The following is a 24,624-nucleotide window of genomic DNA, read 5'->3' on the forward strand; positions in this document are numbered from 1 at the left end:
AACTTCCAATGACGATGTCCAAACCTAAAGTCCTGATCGCCTTCTATTCCCGCAACCGCAACACGGAGATGCTGGCCAGGGCCGTTGCCGAGGGCGCCATGGAGCTTGGCGCCGAAGTGCGGCTGCGCCGGGCCCGCGAAGTCGTGGGCCCGGACGTCATGCACCAGGCACCGGGCTGGCTGGAGAACGCCACCGCGATGAATGCGCGCTACGAAGCACCGACGCCGGCTGACGCCGAATGGGCCGATGCCATCGTGTTCGGTACGCCGACGCGCTTCGGCTCGATCGCAACCGAGCTGAAGGCCTATATCGATGGCCTGGGCGGCCTGTGGTTCCAGGGCAAGCTGAATGGCAAGGTCGGCTCGGTGTTCGGTTCTGCCTCGTCGAAGCATGGCGGCAACGAATCGACGCTGCTGTCGATCTACACGCCGATGGCGCACCTGGGGCTGATCATCGTGCCGCTTGGCTATGCCGATGCGGTGATGTTCAAGGCCGGCACGCCTTACGGCGCCACCCATGTGTCGAACCGCGACGCCGACCTGCCGGATGACGATCACCTGGCGGTCGCGCGCTTCCAGGGCCGCAGGGTGACCAGTGTCGCCCGGGCGCTGCACGGCCATGGCGAGGTCGCCGCGGTGCCTGCCGCAGTGCCTGCATGAGATAGCGTGGGAAGGTGGCGCAGGTAGGTAGCGCAGGTAGGTAGCGCAGGAAGGCAGCACGATTCACCCCGGCGGGCCGGCCTGACTGGTGCCCGCCGGGCAACGCCATGGGTACCGCCAGCGCCTACCGCCCGCGATGTCCGTCAACTACCCTTTCTTCCATGCGGCACCCCGCCGCGATCGGTGCCCCGGGCATCGCCCCAATCGTCCGGTCCAACAGGAGATACCATGACGCAACGCATCAACTACATCAAGCAATCCCCCGAACTGTTCAAGAAGTACCTGGAATTCAGCACGCTGCTCGACAACAGCGCGATCGAGGCCTCGATCCGCGACCTGGTCGAGATCCGTGCATCGCAGCTCAATGGCTGCGGCTTCTGCCTCGACATGCACATCAAGCAGGCGCGCATCCACGGCGAGCGCGAACTGCGCCTGCACCACGTGGCGATCTGGCGCGAATCGACGCTGTTCCAGCCGCGCGAACGCGCCGCGCTGGCATGGACCGAGGTGCTGACCAACCTGCCGCCGCACGGCGTGCCCGACGACATCTATGAGCGCGTGCGCGCGCACCTGTCGGAGAAAGAACTGTCCGACCTGACCTTCCTGGTCATGTCCATCAACGGCTGGAACCGCGTGAACGTAGCCTTCCGCACGGTGCCAGGGTCATCCGACAAAGCCTACGGCCTCGACAAGGCCAACCTGGAATAACCATCATGAAACGCGCCAGACAATACGGCATCGCCGCGCTGGTGCTCAGCGGACTGCTGGCCCTGCAGCCAGCGGTGGCGGCACCCCCGGAAGCCAAGGTCACGCTGCTGACGACGGAGCCCTTGCCGCAATACCCGGGCAAGGAAGTGCAGATCATCCTGGTGGAATATCCGCCCGGTGGCGCCGACCCGATCCATCGCCACGATGCGCATGGATTTATCTATGTGCTGGAAGGGACCATCGTCATGGGCGTCAGGGGCGGCAAGGAAGTCACGCTGACCGCTGGCCAGACCTGGCATGAAGGCCCTGACGATATCCATTCGGTGGGGCACAACGCCAGCAAGACCCAGCCGGCGAAATTCCTGGTGATGCTGCTGAAGAACAAGGGTGCGCCGATCCTGACGCCGGTGAAGTAGGGCGCAGCCGTGAGGACGAAGGGGCGCGCTGGCGCGCCTTCGTTCTTTGCGGCCAGGTCGAAGGACTTACTTGGCAAACGCTTTGTATTCGGCAGCCGCTGAATCCGGTCGGCAGGCGCATCAACGGCCCATCAGCTCCCCATCAGCTGCCACACGCATGGATCAGGAATTCCCGCAGCGCATCGGCCGGCTTGCCCAGCTTGCGACCCGGCTGCCACAGCATGCCGACCTCCATGTCCGGCACCGCGTTGGCGATCGGCCGGGCTTCGATCTGCTTGCCCTCCAGCGACCACGGGCGGTACACCATGTCGGACAGCACGGTGACGCCGAAGCCGTGCGCGACCAGTCCGCGCAGCGCCTCCATCGATCCGGTGCGGAAGGCGACATTGGGCGCGAGCCTGAGGCTGCGCCAGTAGCGCATGGTCGATTCCTCGGCCTCGTCCACCGTGATCAGGATGTAGGGGTAAGCGGCGATGTCGCGCAGTGACGGCCGCTCGACCTCCAGCAGCGGATGGCTGGCCGAGGTCCACAGCTGGCGCCGGGAGCGCATCAGCGTGTGGCGCTTGAAGCGCTGCGGCCGCTCCAGGTTGGACAGCAGGGCGATGCCCAGCTCGATCTCGCCCGCCAGTACGGCGCGCTCGATGTCCGGCCGGTCCATGTCGAGCAGGTCCAGCTCGATATCGGGGTAGTTGGTGCGGAAGCGCGCCAGCAGGCCCGGCAGGAAGTAGCCGAGCACGGTATAGGAGGCGGCCAGCCGCACGCTGCCCTGCAGGCCGTGCACCTGGAAGCGTGGCTCGCGCAGCGCATCCTCGACCGAATCCAGGATCTGGCGCGCATGCTGGTAGAACAGGTGGCCTTCCGCGGTCAGCGTCACGCCGTGCGGCCGCCGCTCGAACAGGCGCACCGCCAGCCGCTGCTCCAGCGCCAGCACGGCATTGGTCACCGCCGATTGCGACACATGCTCGGCGGTGGCCGCCATCGAGAACTGTCCGGTTTCCGCCGCCGCGACAAAGTAGCGGAACTGCCGCAATGTGATTTCCTTGGCAAGTCTCTCCGAGCTTTCGCGCGCCTGGGCCATGATCGTCTCCGGGATATCCGTTTTGCAGATATCAGGTGTTGGAATTCTTGATTTTACGATAGCCAGCGGCCTTCCTACACTGCTCCGGACACCAGAATAAGCACGGAGACATCGTGAACGCACCCCTACCCCACGCCCTGCTCGACACCCTGGCCAGCACCAGCCTGGATGACAAGTACACCCTCGACAAAGGCCGCGTCTACATGAGCGGCGTCCAGGCCCTGGTCCGCCTGCCAATGCTGCAGAAGGCGCGCGACCGCGCCGCCGGCCTGAACACGGCCGGCTATATCTCCGGCTACCGCGGCTCGCCGCTGGGCGGCGTCGACCAGGCGCTGTGGAAGGCCAAGCAGCACCTGGCAGCCAGCGACGTGGTGTTCCAGCCCGGCGTCAACGAAGACCTGGCCGCCACCGCGGTATGGGGTTCGCAGCAGGTCAACCTGTTCCCCAACGCCTCGCGCGACGGCGTGTTCTCGATGTGGTATGGCAAGGGCCCGGGCGTGGACCGCTCCATCGACGTGCTCAAACACGCCAATTCCGCCGGCTCGTCGCGCCATGGCGGCGTGCTGCTGCTGGCCGGCGACGACCATGCCGCCAAGTCCTCCACCGTCGCGCACCAGTCCGAGCACGTGCTGCAGGCCGCCGGCATTCCGGTGCTGTATCCGTCCAACGTGCAGGAATACCTCGACTACGGCCTGCACGGCTGGGCCATGAGCCGATATTCCGGCCTGTGGGTGTCGATGAAGTGCGTCACCGACGTGGTCGAGTCGACCGCCTCGGTCGAGATCGACCCCGACCGCGTGCAGGTCGTGCTGCCGCAAGACTTTGCCATGCCGGCCGGCGGCCTCAATATCCGCTGGCCAGATACTCCGCTGGAACAGGAAGCGCGCCTGCTCGACCACAAGTGGTACGCGGCGCTGGCCTATGTCCGCGCCAACCGCCTCAACCGTGTCGTGCTCGATTCGCCCGACGCGCGCTTCGGCATCATGACGGCGGGGAAGGCTTACCTCGATGTGCGCCAGGCGCTGGTCGACCTCGGCCTCGATGACGAGACCTGTGCCCGCATCGGCATCCGCGTCTACAAGGTGGGCTGCGTGTGGCCGCTGGAGGCGCATGGCGCGCGCGAGTTCGCCACCGGCCTGGAAGAAATCCTGGTGGTGGAAGAGAAGCGCCAGATCCTGGAATACGCGCTCAAGGAAGAGCTGTACAACTGGCGCGAGGACGTGCGGCCCAAGGTGTTCGGCAAGTTCGACCAGCGCGGCAACGACGGCGGCGAATGGTCGGTGCCGCGTGGCGACTGGCTGCTGCCGGCGCACTACGAGCTGTCGCCGGCGCTGATCGCCAAGGCCATCGCCCGGCGCCTGGAGCGCTTCGACCTGCCTGAAGCCGTGCGCGCCCGCATTGCCGCGCGCGTGGCGGTAATCGAGGCCAAGGAGCGCGAGGCCGCGCAGCCGCGCATCGCGGTCGAGCGCAAGCCCTGGTTCTGCTCGGGCTGCCCGCACAACACCTCCACGCGCGTGCCGGAAGGGTCGCGCGCGCTGGCCGGCATCGGCTGCCACTACATGACCTTGTGGATGGACCGCAATACCGACACCTTCAGCCAGATGGGCGGCGAAGGGGTGGCGTGGACCGGCCAGATGCATTTCACCAGCGACAAGCATGTGTTCGCCAACCTGGGCGACGGCACGTACTTCCACTCGGGGCTGCTGGCGATCCGTGCCTCGATCGCGGCCAAGGCCAACATTACCTACAAGATCCTGTTCAACGACGCGGTGGCGATGACCGGCGGCCAGCCGTTCGACGGCGTGCTGACGGTGCCGCAGATCGCCCACCAGGTGCTGGCCGAGGGCGCCAAGAAGCTGGTCGTCGTCACCGACGAGCCGCAGAAGTACGGCGATGGCAGCATGCTGCCGTCCGGCGTGACCGTGTTCCATCGCGACCAGCTCGATGCCGTGCAGCTTGAACTGCGCGACACCGAGGGCGTCACCATCCTGATCTACGACCAGACCTGCGCCACCGAGAAGCGCCGCCGCCGCAAGCGCGGCACGTATCCGGATCCGGCCAGGCGCGCCTTTATCAACGACGCAGTCTGCGAAGGCTGCGGCGACTGCTCGGTCAAGTCCAACTGCCTGTCGGTGGAACCGCTGGAAACCGAGCTGGGCACCAAGCGCCGGATCAACCAGTCGTCGTGCAACAAGGACTTTTCGTGCGTCAACGGCTTCTGCCCCAGCTTCGTCACCGCCGAGGGCGCGCAGGTGCGCAAGCCGGCGGCGGCGGGCGGCAAGGGCGCCGGCGCCGATTTCGACGCGCTGCCGCTGCCTTCCCTGCCCGCGCTGGAACGGCCGTACGGCGTGCTGGTGACGGGCGTGGGCGGCACCGGCGTGGTGACCATCGGCGGCCTGCTCGGCATGGCCGCGCACCTGGAACGCAAGGGCGTCACCGTGCTCGATATGGCGGGCCTGGCGCAGAAGGGCGGGGCGGTGATCAGCCACGTGCAGATCGCGCCGGCGCCGCACGACCTGCATGCCACGCGTATCGCCACCGGCGAAGCGCGGCTGGTGATCGGCGGCGATGCCATCGTCTCGGCCTCGTCCGAGGTGCTGTCCAAGACCCGGCACGGCGTCACCGCCGCCGTCGTCAACAGCGCCAACACTCCGACCGCCGAGTTCATCAAGAACCCGAAGTGGAAATTCCCCGGCGCCAGCGCCGAGCAGGACCTGCGCAACAGCGTGGGCGAGGCCAGCGCGTTTATCGACGCCAGCGCATGGGCAGTGACGCTGCTGGCGGATGCCATCTACTCCAACCCGTTGCTGCTCGGCTTTGCCTGGCAGAAGGGCTGGATCCCGCTGCAGCATGCCAGCCTGCTGCGTGCGATCGAACTCAACGGCGTGTCGGTCGAGAAGAACCGCCAGGCGTTCGAATGGGGCCGGTATCTGGCGCACCACGGCGAGGCTGCCGTGAAGGCGCTGATGCCGGATGCGCCGGCGCAGACGGCCCACGTGGTGGCGATGCCGCAGACGCTGGACACGCTGATCCGCAAGCGCGAGTCGATGCTGACCGACTACCAGAACGCCGCGTACGCAAACCGCTACCGTGAGGCGGTCGAGCGCGTCCGTGCCGCCGAGCAGAAGCTGGGGGCCGACCGCAAGCTGCCGCTGACCGAAGCGGTGGCGCGCAACCTGGCCAAGCTGATGGCGTACAAGGACGAGTACGAGGTGGCGCGCCTCTATGCCGATCCGGCGTTCCTCGACAAGCTGCGTGCGCAGTTCGAAGGCGAGCCCGGCCGCGACTACCAGCTCAACTTCTGGCTGGCCCCGCCCACGCTGACGAATGCGGGCAAGACTGACAGCAAGGGCCATCCCGTGAAGCGCCGCTTCGGCCCGCGCACGCTGACCGCCTTCCGCTTGCTGGCCCGCCTGAAAGGCCTGCGCGGCACCGCGTTCGACGTGTTCGGCAAGACCGCGGAACGCCGCGCCGAGCGCGCCCTGGTGGCCGGCTACCTGGCCATGGTCGAAGAGTTCGCTGCGTCGCTGAGCGCCGACAAGATGGACACGGCGCTGGCGCTGGCCGCCTTGCCCGACGACATCCGCGGCTACGGGCACGTCAAGGAAGCCAGCATGCAGGCGGCCGCCGCGCGGCGCGAGGCCCTGCTGGCGCAGTACCGCGGGGCGGCACGCCGGGCCGCGGCCTGATCCGCGCCCGCGTGCAACCGGGGGAAAGCCCGGGCTGGCCGGACCTGACATGGTCCGGCCACAATCGGCTATCCTCCCGGCTGCACCGGAGAATCCCTTGACGCAAGACCCCGTATTCCCCCGCAAGACCCCCACCGACGATGACGCCATACTGCGCCGCGAGGCCATCCGCTGGATGGCCGAACTGCCCGAGGCCGTGCGGCCGGTGGAACTCGGACGCGCCTTCCCCCGGATCGTCAATACCGTCGCCGCCAAGTGGTTCGACGCGGTCGGCTGCCGGGAGTACCTGAGCGGCTTGCAGTTCGACGACCGCGGCGGCCGCCAGGGCTTTTCGTTCGCCGTCGTGCAGGAGATTGCCGCGCTGCGCGAGCATTTCGACGCGGTCTATCCGCCGGGCCACGACGTCTGGCAGAAGGCGTTCGATGCCGGCCAGCGCTGACGCGGCTGGAAGCGGAGGCCCTGCGCAGCTGCCGGAGGACGCAACGGTGTTGCAGGCCCCGGCACGGAGCTGACAGAGGGACGGGGCTGACAGAGGGACGGAGCTGACAGAGGGACGGAGCGGGCAGAGGGTCGGGGGACGGAGGGACGGAGCCAGAAATCAAAAACGTGCAGATCAGACCCGGGACCAGCCGCGCTATAGTGGTGCGGCCATTCACGGCATGACCGCACAAGGAGTTCTCCATGGCCGTCTTCTCCCTTGCCGCCACCGTGCGCCGCACCGCGTGGCTCGCCGTTCCGGCGTCCCTGCTCGTCCTGTCAGGCATCGCCAATGCGCAACTCGGCGACTTGCTGAAATCGACGCCCCTGGGCGGCGGCACCGGCGCCACCCAGGGCGCTACCAGCGCGCTGGGCGGCCTGGGCGGGCTGTCGCTGTCATCGCTCACGTCCGGCACTGCCGGCAACGCCGCCGGCGTGATCGAGTTCTGCATGAAAAACAACTACCTGAACGCCGATGCCGCCACTTCCGCGGTGAAGGACAAATTGCTCGGCTCGGTGTCCGGCGGGAGCCAGGACAGCGGCTACACCGATGGCTCGCGCGGCATCCTGTCCACCAGCGGCGGCAACAAGCTCGACCTGAGCAGCAGCGGCCTGAAGGCCGAAGCCACCAAACAGGTCTGCGACAAGATCCTGGCGCAGGGCAAGTCGATGCTCTGACCAGCCGCGCCACGCGCCCGCGCCTTCACTTCCCGACATTGTCATCGCGGCGTGATAACGTCGCGCGAGGCAAATTTCACGTGGGGGAGCAGGCATGCAAGCGGGCATTGTCGAGGCGGGCTATGGATCGGACCCGGTCGGCCTGGTCAGCGGTTTCCTGTTCGCGCCCGGCGGCGCCGTGCGCGAGATCGATTCGCGGGGCGCTGCGGCATGGCTGCAGCAGGCGCCGCAGGATGCCGCGCACGAGCGGCCCCTTCGCCCCCTCGGCCCTTTCCTCTGGCTGCATTTCAACCTGTCGCACAGCGCCTGCGAACGCTGGATGAAAGCGCACCTGGAGTTGCCGGACGAGTACTTCGAGGCGCTGCGACAGGGCTCGCGCTCGACGCGGATCGAGCGGCAGGACGCCGCCTTGCTGGCCGTGGTCAACGATGTGATCTACAACTTCGGCGTCACATCGACGGACATCTCCACCATGTGGGCCCATGCCGACCACCGCCTGCTGGTCACGGCGCGGGCGCGGCCTTTGCGCTCGGTGGACCGGCTGCGCGAGGCGGTGCGGCACGGCGAGGCCTTCCGCTCGCCGCTGGACCTGATGGTGCACCTGCTGCGCGACCAGGCCGACGTGCTGGTGCAGATCGTGCGCGAGACCGGCGTGAACGTCGACCAGATCGAGGACCAGCTGCTGTCGCAGCGCCTGCAGGGCAACCGGGCCGACCTCGGCGCGATGCGCCGCGGGCTGGTGCGGCTGCAAAGGCTGCTGGCGCCCGAGCCGGGCGCGCTGTTCCGGCTGCTGAACCGGCTGCCGGCGTGGCTGCAGGAAACCGACCTGCAGGAGCTGCGCGAATCGACCGAAGAGTTCTCGCTGGTGCTCAACGACCTTGCCGCGCTGGTCGAACGCATCAAGTTGCTGCAGGAAGAGATCGCCGCCAAGCTCAACGAGCAGACCAACCGCACGCTGTTCACGCTGACGCTGGTCACCGTGCTGGCGCTGCCGATCAATATCGTGGCCGGCTTCTTTGGCATGAACGTGGGCGGCATCCCGCTGGCCGAGCATCCGCACGGATTCTGGGTGCTGGTGGCGCTGGTGGCCAGCTTTACCGTGCTGGCGGGGCGCTGGGCGTTCCGCAAGCAGCAAGGCTAGGTGCGCCCCGGCCGGGCTGGCATGCCGCCAGTGTGTGCCGGATCCCCTCGGCGTACGGCGTCTTGCGGATCGGCCCGATCAGCCGCCGCGCACGAGCGCTACCTGGCCGCACACGCGGTGCCGCAGTCACTGGAGGAACTGGCCGGGTTTGCCATGATCGGCTTCGACCGGGAGACGCCGTTTATCCGCCGCCTGCTGGAGCGCTTTCCGGCGTTTCCTTGCGAACGCAGGGCCTTCCGCCCCGACAGTGACCTGGCGCAACTGGGCGCCATCCGCGCCGGGTTCGGCATCGGCGTGTGCCAGTCCGCGCTGGCGGCGCGCGACCCGCGGCTGGTCAGGGTGTTGCGCGGCGAGTTTTCCGTGCAGATGGATACGTGGGTCGCCATGCACGAAGACCTGCGCGCCAGCGCGCGCTGCGCGGCCACGTTTGCCGCGCAGGTGGCGGGACTGCGCGGCTACGCGGAAGGCGCGTAGCCGCGGCGCCTGTCAGGTGGCGCTCTTGCGATCCCTGCGAGCGCTGCTGGCGCAAAGCGCAAGGATCGCAGCCGGGCCGGCACTGCTCAGCCAACTCCGGCGCTACTCAGGCGTGACGCCAGTGGCCTTGATCATCCGGGCCACCACCGGCTCCTGCGTATCGAACTCGCGCCGGAATTCGGCACCGCTGCTGCCGGCCGGATGGAGCGACAGCGCATCGAGCCGTGCGCGCATGGCCGGGGACTGGATCGAGGCGCGCGCTTCGGCTTCCAGCTTTGCCTGGATCGGCGCCGGCGTGCCGGCACGCGCGAACAGGCCGATCCAGGCCGGCGAGCGCAGCTCCTGCTCCGCCAGGCCGGCCTCGGCCATGGTCGGCACGTCGGGCAGTTCCCTGATGCGCTTGTCGGCAAGCACCGCCAGTGCGCGGATGCGGCCGCTGCGGACCTGCGGGCCGAGCGTGGTCATCGAGCCGACCGCCCAGGCGATGTTGCCGCCGATCATGTCCTGCACCATCGGCATTTCGCCCTTGTAGGCGACATGGGCCATGTCCAGGCCGCGCGACTGGTTGAAGTAGGCGCCGACCAGGTGCGGCAGCGCGCCGACGCCGTAGGAGCCGTAGCTGACCTTGCCGGGGTTTTTCGCGGCCCAGGCCAGCAGTTCCTGCACGTTCCTGGCCGGCACGTCGCGGTGGACGGCCAGGATGATCTTGCCGACGGCGAGCTTGCTGATAAATGCCAGGTCGCGCCGCGCGTCGTACGAAACGTTGCGGTACAGGTGCGGCGTATTGACCAGCGGCGTGGAGTGGGTGAGCAGCAGGGTATAGCCGTCCGGCGCGGCGCGGGTCACGGCCTGGACCGCGATCACGCCGTTGCCGCCGCCCTTGTTGTCGATCACAACGGGCTGGCCCAGGCGTTTGCCAAGGTCTTCGGCCAGCGCGCGGGCCACGGCGTCGGTGGCGCCGCCCGGTGGCGCGGGCACGACCATGGTGATCGGGCGCGACGGGTAGCCTTGCGCGCTGCATGCGGCGCTCCAGGCGCCAAGGGTCATCGTAGCGATCGTGGCGATCGCAATCAGGAATGGTTTGCGCATCTTGTTCACCTTGTAAGGAGGGAGGGATCGGCGTGGCGCCTCAGCTCCCGGTCATTTCCTGCTCCTGCAGTTCGCGCCATGCGATCTTGCCGGTGGCGGAGCGCGGCAGGCGCTCGACAAACTGCACGATGCGCGGTGCCTTGTAGTTGGCCATGCTGGCCCGGCACCAGTCGATCAGCGCTGACTCGGAAGCCTGCTGCGCGCCGTCGCGCAACACGATCACCGCCTTCACGGTCTCGCCGCGGTGCGGGTCGCGCGCGGCGATGACGCAGGCTTCGAGGATGGCGGGGTGGGTGTGCAGGATCGCTTCGACCTCGGCCGGCCACACCTTGTAGCCCGAGGCGTTGACCATGCGCTTGAGGCGGTCGCGCATGCGGAAGTAGCCGTCGGCGTCGACGCTGGCCAGGTCGCCGGTGCGGAAGAAGCGCTTGCCGTCGATGGCGATAAAGCTCTCCTCATTGGCGCAAGGCTTGTTCCAGTAGCCCAGCATCACCTGCGCGCCGTGCACCACGATCTCGCCGACCTCGCCCTGCGGCACTTCTGCGAGCGTCTCCGGGTCGATTACGCGTGCGTCGACGCCGTAGGTCGGCACGCCCAGGTGGCCGCTGCGCGGCGCCGCCATCGGGTTGGCGATGATGAACGACGCCGTCTCGGTCAGGCCGTAACCTTCGACGAACTGCAGCCCGTAGCGCTCCTTCATCAGCCGCGCGGTGCTGTCCGGCACGGCCGCGCCGCCGCCGACCACGCACGCCAGGCTGCCCAGCTCGAACGACTCGAGGCCGGGCTGCGCGAAGAACTCCACCAGCATCGGCGGCGGCGCGGCCCAGAACGTGACGCGGTGGCGCGCGATCAGCTGGGCGGCGGTGCGCCGGTCCCAGCGCGGCAGCAGCACGATGGTGCCACCCAGGTACACGGGCGCGTTGATGCCGCTCTGCAGCCCAAGCAGGTGGAACATCGGTGCCACCGCCAGGAAAGTCGATTCGGCATGCGAACGCCGCCACAGCTGCGAGCCCGCCACCGACACCATCACCGTGCGGTGCGTATGCATGCAGGCCTTGGGCGCGCCGGTGGTGCCCGAGGTATAGGGCAGCATGCACAGGTCGTCGGGCGTGCTGCCATAGACATGCGGCGCAAGCGCGCACGCCATCGCATGCCTCCAGTGAACCGCCCCGTCGGGCAAGGCCGCGCCATCGCTGCGCGCGCGCACCCAGTCGGGAATGGCCAGCGTGTCGTCGTCATGCCCGGGCAGGGCATCGCCGTAGTGATGCACGATCAGGTGCCGCAGCGGCGTCTGCCCCAGCAGCGGCGCGATCTGGCCGCCCAGCTCGCCGGCGGCAAAGGCCGCGACCGCGCCGCTGTCGGTAACGATGTGGCGCAGCTCGTCGGCCAGCAGCATGGCATTGGCCGGCACCACCACCGCGCCGGCGCGCAGGATGGCAAAGTAGGCAACGATGAACTGCGGGCAGTTCTGGCTGAACAGCACCACGCGGTCACCGGGATAGACGCCGCAAGCGTGCTGCAGGTAGCCGGCCATGCGCTCGGCCTGCGCCAGCAGCGCGGCGTAGGTGGTGGCGCCATGGTAGAACTGGATTGCCACCTTGTCCGGGAAGCGCCTCGCTGACAGCGCCAGGTTCTCGAACACGGTGGTGTGCGGCGGATGGAACACGCGCGGCACGTCGCCGAGCGTGATGCGGGGCCCGGCCGACAGCGGGCCGGCCGGCGCGGCGACGATGTTTGCGTCGCCGGCGGGATCGATGGTCATGGAGGTCTCCTCTGTGGGATGCGGTGGCCGCGCGCACGCGGCGGCTTTCAGAATGCGGTGTCGCCGTCCAGCAGCCGGCGCGCGATATTGCGGCGCTGGATCTCCGAGGTGCCGTCCGGGATGCGCATGGTGCGCGCCCAGCGGTAGCCCGCTTCCAGGCGCAGCTCGTTGGTCAGACCCATGCCGCCGTGGACCTGCATGGCGCGGTCGAAGACCCGGCCCACCATCTCGGTGGCTGCGGCCTTGACCATCGACACTTCCTTGGTGGCGGGCTTGCCGTGGTCGACCAGCCAGGCGCAATGCCGGATCATTGACTTGGCGGCGTAGATGTCCATCGCGCTTTCTGCCAGCATGATCTGCACGGCCTGATGCTCGGCGATGGGCTGGCCGAAGGTCTTGCGCACCCTGGCGTAGGCCAGCGCCTGGTCCAGCGCCCACTGCGCCAGCCCGACGCAGCTGGCGGCCATGCTCAGGCGGCCGGCGTTGACGCCGTCCAGCGCCACGCTGAGGCCGCGGTCCACCGGGCCGAGGCGGTGGCTGTCGGGCACGCGCACGTTGTCCAGCGAGATGATGCCGATGTCGGCGCCGAGGTGGCCCATCACCGGGATCACGCTGGGCACCGAGAAGCCAGGTATATTGGTGCGCAGGAAGAAGCCGGTGATGCCGCCGCGTCGCGCACGGGCCTGCTCTTCGTCGGTGATGGCAAAGATCATGGCGTAGTCGGCATACGGCGCGTTGGTGATCCATTGCTTGGTGCCGTGGATGACCCAGTGGTCGCCGTCGCGCACGGCGCGCGTGCGCATGCCGAGCACGTCGGAGCCGGCATCGGGTTCGGACAGGCCGAAGCACATGGTGCTCGCGCCGCTGGCCAGTTCGCCGTGCACGGTCTCCAGCAGCGCGGGCTCCATGTGCCTGAGCACCGGCGACAGGCCGTTGGTGAAAGGCGAGGGCAGTACCACGGTCTGCACCAGGTGGCGCTCCGGCCCGCAATGGGCGTTCAGGCGCTCCTGGATATAGACCGCCGCCTGCGGGCCGAGGCCGCCGCCACCCAGCGACTCGGCGCTCAGTGCGGTATAGAAGCCCAGCTCAGCCGAGCGCATGCGCACCTGGCGGCGCAGTGCCAGCACTTCGGGCGCGTAGCGGCCGTCGGCGGTGTAGACGGTGCGCTCGCTGGCCAGCAACGCGCGGTGCTCGTGCTCTAGCGCCGCGACCTCGCGGTCAATGAACTTGAGCAGGGCGTCGCCGAACTCGACCCATTCGCTCGGGATCTCGAAATCCATCTTGGTGTTCTCCTGGTGTGGTATGCCGGGTATGGCCGCGCCGCCTAGCGCACGGCGCCGTGGTCGCGAAGGTGCCGGATCTCGTCCTGGCCGTAGCCGGCGGCCAGCAGGATCTCGTCGGTGTGCTCGCCCAGCAGCGGCGCGCGCCGGCGCACTGCACCGGGCGTGCGGCTGAGCTTGATCGGCACGCCGGCGATCTTCACCGGCTGCGCGCTGCCGGGCTGCTCCACGTCGACCAGCATGCCGCGCACGCGGTAGTGCTCGTCCTCGAAGATCTCCGCCGAGGTGTAGACCGGGCCGAACGGCACCTTGCCGCCCAGGCACCGGCCGATCTCTTCCTTGGTGCGGACCGAGGTGAAGGCCTCGATCGCATCGATAACCTGCTGCGCGTTGCGCACGCGCGCGGCGTTGGTGGCGAAGGCCTCGTCACGGCCCATCTCAGGGCGGCCGATGGCGATCGCCAGCGCTTCCCAGAAGGCATCGGTGGCACAGGCGATCGACACATGGCCGTCGCGCGCGCGGAACAGCCCGAACGGGCACAGCAGCGGATGGCGGTTGCCTTCGGGCGCCGGCACGGTGCCGGTATAGGACGTCTGGTAGACGATGCGCTCGCACATCGCCAGCACCGCGTCGGTCATGGCAACGTCGACGAACTGGCCCTCGCCGGTGTCGCGGGCGCGGTGCACCGCGGCCAGGATGCCGATGCACAGCATCAGCGCGGGAATGGTGTCGCCCACGCCCGGCCCGATCTTGGTCGGCGTGTCACGGTCGGCACCGGTGATGCCCATCATCCCGCCCATGGCCTGCGCGACCACGTCATAGGCCGGCCAGCGCGCGTACGGGCTGGCGCCGCTGCGCGGGTCGCCGAAGCCGCGCACGGTGCCGTAGACCAGCCGCGGGTTGGTGGCGCGCAGCGTTTCGTAGCCCAGTCCCAGGCGCTCCATCACGCCGGCGCGGAAGTTCTCGACCACGATGTCGGCGCCGTCGATCAGGCGGTGTACCAGCGCGCGGCCGGCCTCGGTCTTCAGGTCCACGGCAATCGAGCGCTTGTTGCGATTGACGCTCTGGAAATAGCCGCCGTAGCCGCGCAGGTCGTCGTCCTGGCAAAAAGGACCGGTCACGCGGGTGCCGTCGCCATCCATGGTTTCGACCTTGATCACTTCGGCGCCGTGGTCGGCCAGCATCTGGGTGCAGAACGGGCCGGCCAGCATCTGCGTGAGGTCGATCACGCGCAGCCCGGCAAGGGCGCCACCGGCGGCGGTGGCAGCGCGGGCGGCAACAGAATGCGTGGAAGCTTGCATGTCAGGCTCCGGCATCGGTCAGGCTTCGGCCTTGCCCATCAGCGCGTCGGAGATGATGCGCATCTGGATTTCCGAGGTGCCTTCGAAGATCTTGGTCAGGCGCGCGTCGCGCCAGTAGCGCTCGGCGGCGAAGTGCGTGGTGTAGCCGGCGCCGCCGTGGACCTGCAGGCCCTCGCTGGTGACGCGCTCGGACATCTCGCTGGCGAACAGCTTGACCATGGCGGCCTCGGTCGAGCAGCGCTGGCCATCGTCGATCTTTTCGCAGACGGCGTAGAGCAGGGCACGCGCCGCTTCGATCTGCGTGGCCATGTCGGCCAGCTTGAAGCGGATCGCCTGGAAGTTGCCGATCGGCACGCCGAACTGCGCGCGCTCGCGTGCGTACTGCAGCGAATCTTCCAGGCTGCCCTGGGCCAGCCCGATCGAGCGCGCGGCGGTGTGGGCGCGCGCGGTCTCCAGTCCGGCGGTGGCGAGGTAGAAGGCCTTGCCTTCCTCGCCCACCATGCTGGAGGCCGGCACGCGGCAGCCGTCGAAGGCCAGTTCCCAGGTGGTCCAGCCGTGGTAGCCGATCTTGGGGATCACGCTGCCCTTGACGCCCTCGGGCAACCGGCCGCGCGGCTTTTCCACCATGAAGGCAGACAGGCCGCGGTGGCGCGCACGCGGATCGATCTCGGGATCGGTGCGGCACACCACCAGGATGAAGTCGGCCTCGTCGGCGAAGGTGCACCAGTACTTGCTGCCGGTGATGACCCATTCGTCGCCGTCGCGCACGGCGCGGCAGGCGATATTGGCCACGTCCGAGCCGGCATTGGGTTCCGACAGCGAGAACGCGCCCAGGAACTCGCCGCGCGCCATGCGCGGCAGGTATTCGGCCTTCTTCTCCGGGCTCAGGCCCTTGAGCGCACCGATCAGCCCGTTGCCGCGCGCGATCAGGCTGCCCACGCTCATCCAGGCGCGCGACAGTTGCTCGGCCACCAGGCAGTACTCGTAGGCGCCCAGCCCCAGGCCGCCGTATTCCTCCGGGATCAGGATGCCGAAGTAGCCAAGCCCGGCCATCTCGTCGATCAGTTCGCGCGGGATCTGGCCTTTTTCGGGATCCAGCTTGTTGGCGATGGGCAGCACGCGCTCCATCGTGAACTGGCGCGCGGCTTCCTGGATCATGCGGCGCTCTTCGGTCAGTTTTTGCACTTCTGCACTCCTTTCAGGCGATCCGTGTGGCGCCGTCGTTTTCCGTGTATGTCCGTACATAATAAATCGAAGATCGGGTGGGCAGGCAAGCCCGATAGCTGCTACCCACCCGAATAAGGTGGGTTGAATCGGGCTTAATTCGGCAGGTTTTGGGGTATGCGCGGCGAAAGTTGACAGCCCCGTTTTTGCCGTACATTATGTACGGACATAATCGATTCGGGGTTAGACCCCGGCGGAGAGCGAGGAAAGACAATGCAGAAGGACCGCACCGGCAACTTTTTTGAAGACTTCCGCGTGGGCATGCGCATTCGCCATGCCACGCCGCGCACGCTGACGGAAGGTGACCGCAGCCTGTATATCGGCCTGACCGGCAGCCGCACCGCGCTGGGCACCGCCGACACCTGTGCCGCGCAGCTGGGCCTGCCGCGCCGGCCGCTGGAAGACCTCCTGGTGTTCAACACCGCCTTCGGCAAGACCGTGCCGGACATTTCGCTGAACGCGGTTGCTAACCTGGGCTATGCCGAAGTGCGCTTCCTGGCGCACGTCTGGCCGGGCGACACGCTGGCGGTAGAGAGCGAGGTCATCGGCCTGAAGGAAAACTCCAGCCGAAAGAACGGCGTGGTCTATGTGCGCTCGACCGCGCGCAACCAGCATGGGCACGAGGTGCTGAGCTGGATCCGCTGGGTCATGGTGCACAAGCGCGACCACGGCGCCGCTTGCGGGCAGGCCATGGTGCCGGCGACCGAGCCGGTGGTGCCGGCGGCGCGTCTCTGGCACGGCGACCTTGGCCCCGCGGTGCGCGAGATCTGCGGGCTGACCGGCGTGGACGACCTGTGGGAAGACTATGCGACGGGCGAACGGATCGACCACCCCGGCGCCATGACGGTCAACGACAGTGACCACAGCATCGCCACGCGGCTCTACCAGAACACCGCCAGGGCCCACTTCGACGGCTTCGCCATGGCGGCGGCGGGCGGCCAGCGGCTGGTGTACGGCGGCCACGTGATGTCGCTGTGCAAGGCGCTGTCGCATGACGGGCTGGAAAACGCGCTGTCGATCCTGGCCATCAACGGCGGCAGCCATGTCAATCCGACCTACGCCGGCGACACCATCGCGTGCGCGACCCAGGTGCTGGACAAGCCCGACCTGGGGCTCGCGCACGTCGGCGCGCTGCGCCTGCGCACCATCGGCATCAAGAACGCACCCGCCGCCGCCGTGGTGTTCCCGCCAGCGGGCGAGGGCAAGGCCGCGCATCCGGCCAACGTGGTGCTCGACCTCGACTACACCATCGCCATCCCGCGCCGCGGCCGCTGAGCGGCTTACCACCGGCCTACCCCCGGCCACCCCCCGGCTTACCCCATTCGCACTTTGCACCAGGAGATACCCATGACCACCACCCATCCGCGCGACGCGCTGTTTGCCGGCGAGAAGCCCTTCCCCGTACTGGCAGCGTGCGAGCACTTTGCCGGCAGCGAGAAGCTGATCGGCAAAGCCTTCGACCTGCAGGTCGAGTACGGTCCCGTGTTTGACGTGACCTGCGATTGCGAGGACGGCGCAGCCGCCGGACAGGAGCGCGAGCATGCCGCCATGGTGGCGCGCATGATCGCTTCGGAGCGCAACCGGCACGGCCGTGCCGGCGCACGTATCCATGACCCGTCGCATCCGGCCTGGCGCCAGGATGTCGACATCATCGTTGGCGAGGCCGGTGCGCGCCTGGCCTATCTCACCATCCCCAAGGCCACCAGTGCCGCCCAGGTGGCCGAGGTCATCGGCTACATCGGCCAGGCCGCGCGCAACGCCGGCCTGCAGCGCGAGATCCCGGTCCACGTGCTGGTGGAAACGCACGGCGCGCTGCGCGAGGTGTTCGAGATCGCCGCGCTGCCACACATCGAAGTGCTGGACTTCGGCCTGATGGACTTCGTCAGCGGCCACCACGGCGCCATCCCTGCGGCGGCGATGCGCAGCCCCGGCCAGTTCGAGCACGCGCTGCTGGCGCGCGCCAAGGCCGACATGGTGGCCGCGGCACTGGCCAACGGCATCGTGCCGGCGCACAACGTCTGCCTGAACCTGAAGGACGCGGCAGTCATCGCCGGCGATGCGGCGCGTGCGCGCAACGAGTTCGGCTTCCTGCGCATGTGGAGCATCTACCCGGCGCAGATCCTGCCGATCGTCGATGCGATGCGTCCGGACTTTGCCGAGGTGGAAGACGCGGCTGGCATCCTGTGCGCCGCGCAGGACGCGGAGTGGGGGCCGATCCAGTACCAGGGCGAACTGCATGACCGCGCCACCTACCGCTATTTCTGGGAGGTGCTGGAAAAGGCCAGGGTGACCGGCATGGCGCTGCCGGCGCAAGCCGAACGGCGCTTCTTCGGCGCCTGAGCCTGCGGGGCGGCGGCCAGCGCGTGGCTTACAATGCGCGTCAGCCATTGCGAGCCACCCGCCCCAAGCCGCCATCAAGCAGCCATCGTCACCCCATGCGCAACGAACTGAAGGACAAGCCCGCCGCGGCGCCCCGCTATGCCGAACTGGCCAGCACGCTGGTGCGCGACATCCAGGAGGGCCGCCGCGTGGTCGGCAGCCTGCTGCCCACCGAGCCGGAACTGGCCGGGCAGCACGGCGTCAGCCGCCACACGGTGCGCGCCGCGCTGGCGCTGCTGCAGGACTGGGGCTATATCTCGCGCAAGAAGGCGGTGGGGACCATCGTCGCGAGCGCCAACCCCGATGCCGCATACACGCAGTCGTTCGGCACCGCCGAGGATCTCGTGCGCGTGGCCGCCACGGAGGTCCGCAGCATCGGCTCGGCGCGCCGCGTCACGCTGGACCGCGCCGACGCGCGGCTGCTGGAAGCGCCGATGGGCAGCGAATGGCTGCGTTTCAGCGGCACCCGCGTCGACGCGCGCAAGGGCAATACGCCGGTGGCGCATGCGGAGATCTACATCGATGCCGCGCTGGCGCACCTGGAGCAGGCCATCCGCGACAGCCCGCAGGTGCTGATCAGTGCGCTGATCGAGCGCGAATGCGGGATTGCCATTGCGGAGATCCGGCAGGTCATCCACGGTGTGCTGATCGACGGGGACCTGGCGCAGGAGCTGGGCACCGAAGCACGCACGGCGGGCCTGCGGCTGATCCGGCATTACAAGGACGCGCAGGGCAAGATCCTGGAAATCACCGACACCATCTACCCGGCCGACCGCGTGACCGTGGCGTTCCAGCTCCGGCGCAGCCGCGTGCAGCCGTAGCATGGCGGCACCGCCTGCACGGCGGGGTTCCTCGCGCTAGCCGGAGCGTGCCTGCTGGCGCAAAGTGTGAGTGCGTGCGGCGAGATAGGGCAGGTTTGCCGCGACAAAGAGCGCCAGCAGCAGCGCGCCCGCGCTCCACGCCAGCGCCGGCACCCACGGCAACAGGCTGGCCAGCACCGCGCCCTTGGCGGCGCCGGACGCCACCATGGCAATGCGCAGGAAGGCGGCGATGGCGAGCACGGCAAACACCAGTCCGGTGAACCTGCCTTCACTGCCCACGTGGCCGGCATCCAGCGCGGCATTGGCCGCGGCGCCGAACATGATGCCCCACATGCCGCCGGCCAGGCATTGCGCTACCAGTACCGCCTGCAGCGACGCGGCGGCAGTGAAGCCGGACAATGCCAGCGCGCCCAGCACCGACGCGGCGAGCAGCAGCACGTAAGCAGGAAAACGGCGCAACCATGGCGTCTCGGGCAGCAGCACGCACAGGGCAAAGCCAATCCAGAACGCCGGCATCACCCGTACCAGCTCGGCGCTGGCAACGAAGCGCAGATAGCCAGGCGCCGAATTGATCGCGGTGTGGACCTGGAAGCCCAGCGCGAGCAGCCAGACCGCCGCGAACAGCAGCCACAGGCGCCGCAGGCCGATGCTGGCAGGCGGCTCCGCTGCGGCACGCCGGGATGCCGGCGGCAGTTCGACCCAGCGCAGCGCGATCACGGCGAGCACCAGGGCCGCGCTGGCCGCGACAAAGGGAATCAACGGGGAGGCCTCGCGCAGCCGCGCCGTCAGCACCGGCGCCACCGCACCTGCCAGGCCGATGCCGAGCAGCGACGCCGCCACCAGGAACGACGAAGCCGACCCCTGCAGCCGCCGCGCGATGATCACCATGGGCGGCGCGCGCAACGCCGAAGAGGTGGCGGCCCATAACGCCGTCAGGGCAAGCAGCAGCAGCGGTGAGGAAGCGGACGGCAGCAACACGAACGCCAGCGCGGAAACCACCGACAGCGCCAGGATCCAGCCGCCGAGCCGGCGCATGCCGTTGGCGACACGGTCCGCGGCGATGCCCAGTGCCAGGTCCATGGCGACAAAGATCACCTGGTCCATTACCAGGATCCACGCGACGTGCGCGCGAGGGATGCCGGCCTGCGCGGCCAGCTGCGGCAGGAACGCCACGTAGAGGGTCCACGTGACCGCCAGCAGGAACTGCACGGAGCAAAAGATCAATGCGTGCATGCGGCCCACCTTGCCCGATGTTTTTCTTGGAAGGATAGGGCAAGGAAGGCGCAACGACAGGGGGGCGAAGGCTCGGTGGTTACTGAGCCTTGCCGCTGTTGACCGCGACGGGCGGCCGGCGCGCTTTCAGTCGCCGGACCTGACCGAGCGGACCAGGTTGTTGCGCAGCGTCGCGACTGCCTTCTGCAGCCGCGCGAATTCGTCCGGCGTCAGGCCGGTGGCATCGGCGAGGCTGCCTTCGAGGCGCTTTTCGCGCAGGCGCCGGCCGTTGCGGGTCAGGCTGACCCGCACCTGGCGCTCGTCTTCGGGATCACGCTGCCGTTCGACGAAGCCCATGGCTTCCAGCTTCTTCAGGATCGGCGTCAGGGTGTTCGATTCCAGGAAGAGCTTTTCGCCGAGGCTGCCCACGGTCTGGTCGTCTTCTTCCCACAACGCCACGATGGTGATGTATTGCGTGTAGGTCAGCCCGAGCTGTTCGAGGACGGGCTTGTACGCCTTGCCGAACGCGAGGTTGGCGGAATAGACCGCGAAGCACAGGAAATCGGACAGTTTCGGATCCGCGGTTGCGGCCTTGTCGTTGGCTTTCATGCTCTGGCTCCCGTGTCTGGATGGCGATGCGTGGAATTATAAATCGTATGCGATTGTATCGGTGATGCGATAACCGGATGCGACTCTTGGGCCCCGTACCGCGCCTTGGCGGGCGTGGTGCGGGGCCGCGCGCCTGCGTCAGCCGGTGATGACGTTGATCGCCACGTCGATATTGCCGCGCGTGGCCTTGGAGTACGGGCAGATTTCGTCAGCGGCATGCGCCACCGCCGTCGCCACGTCGTGCGGCACGCCAGGCATGCGCACGTTCAGGCGGGCCTGCAGCAGGTACTCGCGGCCGGTCTGGCCCAGGTCCACCTCGATCTCGACGGCAAGGTCGGCCGGCAGCGTCAGCTTGTGTGCCTTGGCTGCAAGGCCCACGGCGCTGATATAGCACGCCGACCACGCCGCCGCGAACAGCCGCTCGGCGGTGGGATGCGCATCGCTGCCATTGAAGACATGGGCCGGGTTGGCTTCGCTGCCGGGCGACGACAGGCGCATGTCAACGGTGCCGTCATGGCCGCGGGGCGTGTTGCCGGCGGCGCTGAGGATGGTGTAGGTCTTGCCGGTGGCCAGGACTTTGTCGATCTTGCTCATGGTGGGGTTCCTTTCGGTGAGGGTGGTGACTTTGATATCGTATGCGATTACATCGTATACGATATTAATTGGTAAAAAATAAGCAGCTTCCGCTGATTTGTCGCAAGCGTTTAAATCGCATGCGATGAAAAGCATAATGGGATACGGATCGACTGAAGTCAAGGAGAATTTCCACGCCATCTTGCAGGTGTGCAGGGCCGGGCTCAGTCTTCTTCGACAAAGAATTCAATCGCCTCCTGGCCGGCATCGCCGGGCGGCGAGAACGTGATCCAGCCGTGGCCCCGCAGCGTGATCTCGTCGCGGCGCAGCATCAGGTTGTCTTCGCCGTCGATGCGGACGTGGGTGCCGTTGGAGCTGCGGTCGATCAGGACGAAGCGGCCGCCGCGCGGCTCGACGGTAGCCTGGAAGCGCGAGACCTGCCGGTCCAGGATGACGATGCTCATGGTGGCGTCGCGGCCGATGGTCAGCGGCGCCGAGGTGGCGTCCATCTCGAACAGGGTGTCGCGGTAGCGCAGCGACAGGAACAGCGAGCGGCGCGCGGCGACGTCCACCGGGGCGACCAGCGTCAGCTCGGTGTTCTGTTGCCAGATCGCCTCGTAGAGTTCCACCAGCTGGTGCTTGCCCCGCACCTGGATCGGATATAACGCGCGCGTCATCTGCCGCAGCGGTGCCGACAACTGCTCCACCGCATGCTTGCTGGTGATGATCTGCCCGCGCGAGGCCAGCTTGACCAGCCGCGCGGCCAGGTTGACCGTGTCGCCGAACACATCGCCGCCTTCGTCCGACAGGATCGGGCCGTGATGGAAGCCGATATGGATCGACAAGGCAATGCCGGCGATTGGCGCCAGCCCGGCCACGCCTTCCTGCATGTCGAGTGCCGCCTGCATCGCCTGGTCGGCGGCGGGGAACAGCACCATGATCTCGTCGCCGATAGTCTTGACCACGCGCCCCTGCGCCTGCGCGGCGCGCGTCTTCATCAGCGCCAGGCAATGGCGGATGGCGGCGAGAGCCACCGCGTCGCCGGCCTTGTCGTAGAGCCGCGTGCTGTCGCAGATGTCCGCGAACATCACGGCGCCGTCGCATTGGTCAGCTGGCGAACCTGGATCCTTTTGCATCACCGGCGAGATTGTCAGTTTTCCGGGTGGGCCGCGCCGGGCTACTTCAGGCGCGCCACGTCTGCATGATAGGAATTCCACTGCCGGATTGCTGCCCGCACGCGCTCGCCGCCAGTGCGCGAACGCTCAGGTGTGGCGTGGCGCCGACTAGAATGAATCAGCCTGCTTTTGTCCCTGCAACCCGTGAGGAAGATGCCATGGCGGAAATCGAGAAAGACAAGGTCGTCGGGGTGCTGAACCAGATACTGGAAGCCGAACTCGCCGGGGTTGTGCGCTATACGCACTATTCCTTCCTGGTGTTCGGTTTCGGCCGCATCCCCGTGGTGTCGTGGCTGCGCGAGCAGGCCGACGAATCGCTGCTGCATGCACAGCAGGCCGGTGAGTGGATCACCACGCTGGGCGCCTATCCCTCGCTCGGCATCGCCAAGCTGCTGGACAGCCATACCACCGATATCGGCACCATCCTGCGCGAATCGCTGGCCAACGAGCGGCAGGCGCTGGAGCTGTACCGCCAGTTGCTTGGCCTGGTCGAAGGCCGCTCGGTGGCGCTGGAAGAATATGCGCGCGAGTCGATCCAGCTGGAGGAACTGCATGCCGGCGAGGTCGAGAAGATGCTGCGCAAGCCCGGACAAACGTAGCCCCGGGGCGGCATGCATCGGGGCACGCACGTGGCCCGGGTGACGGAAAGGTTGCCCGAGCCCGCTGGCTCGCCTAGACTGGAGTGCGGCCGGCGCCCAGCGCAAGGCTGGCGTACCGATGTGAACCTTTGCGACTTGCACCGCAGGGAGACGATCGATGTTGCCCACGCCCATTTCCGAGAAGACGCTGTCCCGCGGGTTGCTTGACGTACTGATCCGGGCCGGGCTGATCGCCGTCCTGGCGATCTTCTGCTTTCAGATCTTCCACCCGTTTGTCGACCTGTTGCTGTGGTCCGTGATCCTGGCGGTGACCATCTACCCGCTGCAGGTCAGGCTGCGCGCGCGGATGGGAGGCCACGACGGGCGTGTCGCCACACTGATCGTCGTGCTGGTCCTTGCCATCATCCTGGTGCCGACCTACCTGCTGGGCCAGGCACTGATAGATTCGGTGGAGAACGCCATCGCCATGGTCAGGGACGACCGCGTGCATATCCCGATGCCGGCTGAATCGGTCGCCGCGTGGCCGCTCGTCGGGCAGCGGCTCTACGATTTCTGGCTGCAGGCGGCCACTGACCTGACCGCGGTGATGGAAAAGCTGATGCCGCAACTCAAGGGCTTCAGCCTGGCGCTGCTGGGCAAGCTCGCCGGCGTCGGCGTAGCCCTGCTGATCCTGCTGTTCGCGCTGATCATCGCCGGCATCATCATGGCCTATGGCGAGGAAGGGACGCACAGCGCCAGGCGGATCGCCTCGCGCGTGTTCGGGCCGGAGCGCGGCCCCCGGCTGGCCGACCTGTGCACCGCCACCATCCGCGCCGTGGCGCAGGGCGTGGTAGGCATCGCCTTTATCCAGATGCTGCTGATCGGCGTCGCCTTCGTGGTCAAGGGCATCCCCGGCGCCGGCCTGCTGGCGCTGGCGGTGCTGCTGCTCGGCATCATGCAATTGCCGGCGACGCTGATCACCATCCCGGTGATCGCCTTTGTCTTCGCCACCGAGGGCGCCAGCCTGGCGACCATCATCTTTGCCATCTACACCTTCGTTGCGGGTCTGGCCGACAACGTGCTCAAGCCGCTGATGCTCGGCCGCGGCGTGGACGTGCCGATGCCGGTGGTGCTGATTGGCGCGCTGGGCGGGATGGTCACCGGCGGTGTCATCGGGCTTTTTATCGGACCCGTGATGCTGGCGGTGGCCTACCGGTTGTTCTGGCAGTGGGTTGAAGACCAGCCGCCGCCGCAGCCAACCCAGCAGGTTCCTGAATCCATCGAGCAGACCGCGGAATAGC

At 67.9% G+C, this 24,624-nt stretch carries 22 protein-coding genes and 1 pseudogene; 13 read left to right on the forward strand and 10 right to left on the reverse strand.

Translation table 11 applies throughout. From position 1 onward, the window contains the following. Positions 1–14 precede the first annotated feature (14 nt). From wrbA to CTP10_RS20865, 3 genes are all read left to right on the forward strand, one after another. On the forward strand, positions 15–659 hold the full coding sequence (gene wrbA / locus CTP10_RS20855) for an NAD(P)H:quinone oxidoreductase (RefSeq protein ID WP_116319891.1): 645 nt from the start codon (positions 15–17) through the stop codon (positions 657–659). A 228-nt stretch (positions 660–887) separates the two neighbouring features. After that, positions 888–1,367: a carboxymuconolactone decarboxylase family protein gene (locus CTP10_RS20860; protein WP_063240720.1), complete on the forward strand. Its 480-nt coding sequence runs from the start codon at positions 888–890 to the stop codon at positions 1,365–1,367. Between the two features lie 5 nt (positions 1,368–1,372). After that, a complete protein-coding gene (locus CTP10_RS20865) occupies positions 1,373–1,783 on the forward strand; it encodes a cupin domain-containing protein (RefSeq protein ID WP_116319730.1) in 411 nt (136 codons plus the stop codon). Between the two features lie 142 nt (positions 1,784–1,925). On the opposite strand, the gene CTP10_RS20870 is transcribed toward CTP10_RS20865, so the two are convergent. Further along, the gene (locus CTP10_RS20870; protein ID WP_116319729.1) at positions 1,926–2,861 is read right to left on the reverse strand and encodes a LysR substrate-binding domain-containing protein; all 936 of its coding nucleotides are present in this window, start codon (positions 2,859–2,861) and stop codon (positions 1,926–1,928) included. Positions 2,862–2,974: 113 nt separating this feature from the next. Between CTP10_RS20870 and CTP10_RS20875 the strand changes: the two genes are divergently transcribed. The 5 genes and pseudogenes from CTP10_RS20875 to CTP10_RS20895 form a co-directional block, all read left to right on the forward strand. After that, entirely contained in the window at positions 2,975–6,550 is a 3,576-nt protein-coding gene (locus tag CTP10_RS20875; protein WP_116319728.1) for an indolepyruvate ferredoxin oxidoreductase family protein, read from the forward strand. A gap of 97 nt (positions 6,551–6,647) precedes the next feature. Further along, positions 6,648–6,989 carry a hypothetical protein gene (locus tag CTP10_RS20880; RefSeq protein WP_116319727.1) on the forward strand — a complete coding sequence of 114 codons (342 nt, stop codon included), beginning with the start codon at positions 6,648–6,650 and terminating at the stop codon, positions 6,987–6,989. A 242-nt stretch (positions 6,990–7,231) separates the two neighbouring features. Then, on the forward strand, positions 7,232–7,705 hold the full coding sequence (locus CTP10_RS20885; RefSeq protein WP_116319726.1) for a DUF2501 domain-containing protein: 474 nt from the start codon (positions 7,232–7,234) through the stop codon (positions 7,703–7,705). 94 nt (positions 7,706–7,799) lie between these two features. Next, positions 7,800–8,846 (forward strand): transporter, encoded by a 1,047-nt coding sequence (locus CTP10_RS20890; protein ID WP_116319725.1) that lies wholly within the window; start codon positions 7,800–7,802, stop codon positions 8,844–8,846. Between the two features lie 87 nt (positions 8,847–8,933). Then, a pseudogene (locus CTP10_RS20895) lies at positions 8,934–9,320 on the forward strand (LysR substrate-binding domain-containing protein); the annotation flags it as partial. Between the two features lie 102 nt (positions 9,321–9,422). On the opposite strand, the gene CTP10_RS20900 reads toward CTP10_RS20895, so the two are convergent. Genes CTP10_RS20900 through CTP10_RS20920 form a run of 5 tightly spaced genes read right to left on the reverse strand, consistent with a single transcriptional unit; the run spans position 9,423 to position 15,937 of the window. Further along, positions 9,423–10,409, reverse strand: coding sequence for a Bug family tripartite tricarboxylate transporter substrate binding protein (locus CTP10_RS20900; RefSeq protein ID WP_116319890.1), 987 nt, complete (start codon positions 10,407–10,409; stop codon positions 9,423–9,425). 40 nt (positions 10,410–10,449) lie between these two features. Further along, entirely contained in the window at positions 10,450–12,171 is a 1,722-nt protein-coding gene (locus CTP10_RS20905; protein WP_116319723.1) for a long-chain fatty acid--CoA ligase, read from the reverse strand. A 47-nt stretch (positions 12,172–12,218) separates the two neighbouring features. After that, positions 12,219–13,451: an acyl-CoA dehydrogenase family protein gene (locus CTP10_RS20910; protein ID WP_116319722.1), complete on the reverse strand. Its 1,233-nt coding sequence runs from the start codon at positions 13,449–13,451 to the stop codon at positions 12,219–12,221. A 44-nt stretch (positions 13,452–13,495) separates the two neighbouring features. After that, entirely contained in the window at positions 13,496–14,752 is a 1,257-nt protein-coding gene (locus CTP10_RS20915) for a CaiB/BaiF CoA transferase family protein (protein WP_116319721.1), read from the reverse strand. Between the two features lie 18 nt (positions 14,753–14,770). Beyond that, on the reverse strand, positions 14,771–15,937 hold the full coding sequence (locus CTP10_RS20920) for an acyl-CoA dehydrogenase family protein (RefSeq protein WP_116319720.1): 1,167 nt from the start codon (positions 15,935–15,937) through the stop codon (positions 14,771–14,773). Positions 15,938–16,189: 252 nt separating this feature from the next. Here CTP10_RS20920 and CTP10_RS20925 point away from each other — a divergent pair, with 252 nt between their 5' ends. The 3 genes from CTP10_RS20925 to CTP10_RS20935 all read left to right on the forward strand — a co-directional run bounded on the left by CTP10_RS20925 (position 16,190) and on the right by CTP10_RS20935 (position 19,176). Continuing rightward, on the forward strand, positions 16,190–17,251 hold the full coding sequence (locus tag CTP10_RS20925; protein ID WP_116319719.1) for a MaoC family dehydratase: 1,062 nt from the start codon (positions 16,190–16,192) through the stop codon (positions 17,249–17,251). A 72-nt stretch (positions 17,252–17,323) separates the two neighbouring features. Beyond that, positions 17,324–18,316 (forward strand): HpcH/HpaI aldolase/citrate lyase family protein, encoded by a 993-nt coding sequence (locus CTP10_RS20930; RefSeq protein ID WP_116319718.1) that lies wholly within the window; start codon positions 17,324–17,326, stop codon positions 18,314–18,316. A gap of 95 nt (positions 18,317–18,411) precedes the next feature. Further along, positions 18,412–19,176, forward strand: a complete 765-nt coding sequence (locus CTP10_RS20935) for a GntR family transcriptional regulator (RefSeq protein WP_116319717.1) — start codon at positions 18,412–18,414, stop codon at positions 19,174–19,176. 36 nt (positions 19,177–19,212) lie between these two features. On the opposite strand, the gene CTP10_RS20940 is transcribed toward CTP10_RS20935, so the two are convergent. From CTP10_RS20940 to CTP10_RS20955, 4 genes are all read right to left on the reverse strand, one after another. Further along, positions 19,213–20,409 carry an MFS transporter gene (locus CTP10_RS20940; protein ID WP_116319716.1) on the reverse strand — a complete coding sequence of 399 codons (1,197 nt, stop codon included), beginning with the start codon at positions 20,407–20,409 and terminating at the stop codon, positions 19,213–19,215. Between the two features lie 126 nt (positions 20,410–20,535). Further along, the gene (locus tag CTP10_RS20945; RefSeq protein ID WP_116319715.1) at positions 20,536–20,997 is read right to left on the reverse strand and encodes a MarR family winged helix-turn-helix transcriptional regulator; all 462 of its coding nucleotides are present in this window, start codon (positions 20,995–20,997) and stop codon (positions 20,536–20,538) included. Positions 20,998–21,135: 138 nt separating this feature from the next. Then, positions 21,136–21,591, reverse strand: a complete 456-nt coding sequence (locus CTP10_RS20950; protein WP_116319714.1) for an Ohr family peroxiredoxin — start codon at positions 21,589–21,591, stop codon at positions 21,136–21,138. Positions 21,592–21,794: 203 nt separating this feature from the next. Further along, complete coding sequence (locus CTP10_RS20955) at positions 21,795–22,658, reverse strand: adenylate/guanylate cyclase domain-containing protein (RefSeq protein ID WP_116319889.1); 864 nt, start codon at positions 22,656–22,658, stop codon at positions 21,795–21,797. A 245-nt stretch (positions 22,659–22,903) separates the two neighbouring features. Here CTP10_RS20955 and CTP10_RS20960 point away from each other — a divergent pair, with 245 nt between their 5' ends. Together CTP10_RS20960 and CTP10_RS20965 are read left to right on the forward strand one after the other, a co-directional pair. Beyond that, entirely contained in the window at positions 22,904–23,344 is a 441-nt protein-coding gene (locus tag CTP10_RS20960; RefSeq protein WP_116319713.1) for a ferritin-like domain-containing protein, read from the forward strand. Between the two features lie 157 nt (positions 23,345–23,501). Next, positions 23,502–24,623, forward strand: coding sequence for an AI-2E family transporter (locus tag CTP10_RS20965; RefSeq protein WP_116319712.1), 1,122 nt, complete (start codon positions 23,502–23,504; stop codon positions 24,621–24,623). The last annotated feature ends 1 nt before the right edge of the window (position 24,624 follow it).

It is taken from the genome of Cupriavidus sp. P-10, from assembly GCF_003402535.2.
Lineage (GTDB): Bacteria > Pseudomonadota > Gammaproteobacteria > Burkholderiales > Burkholderiaceae > Cupriavidus.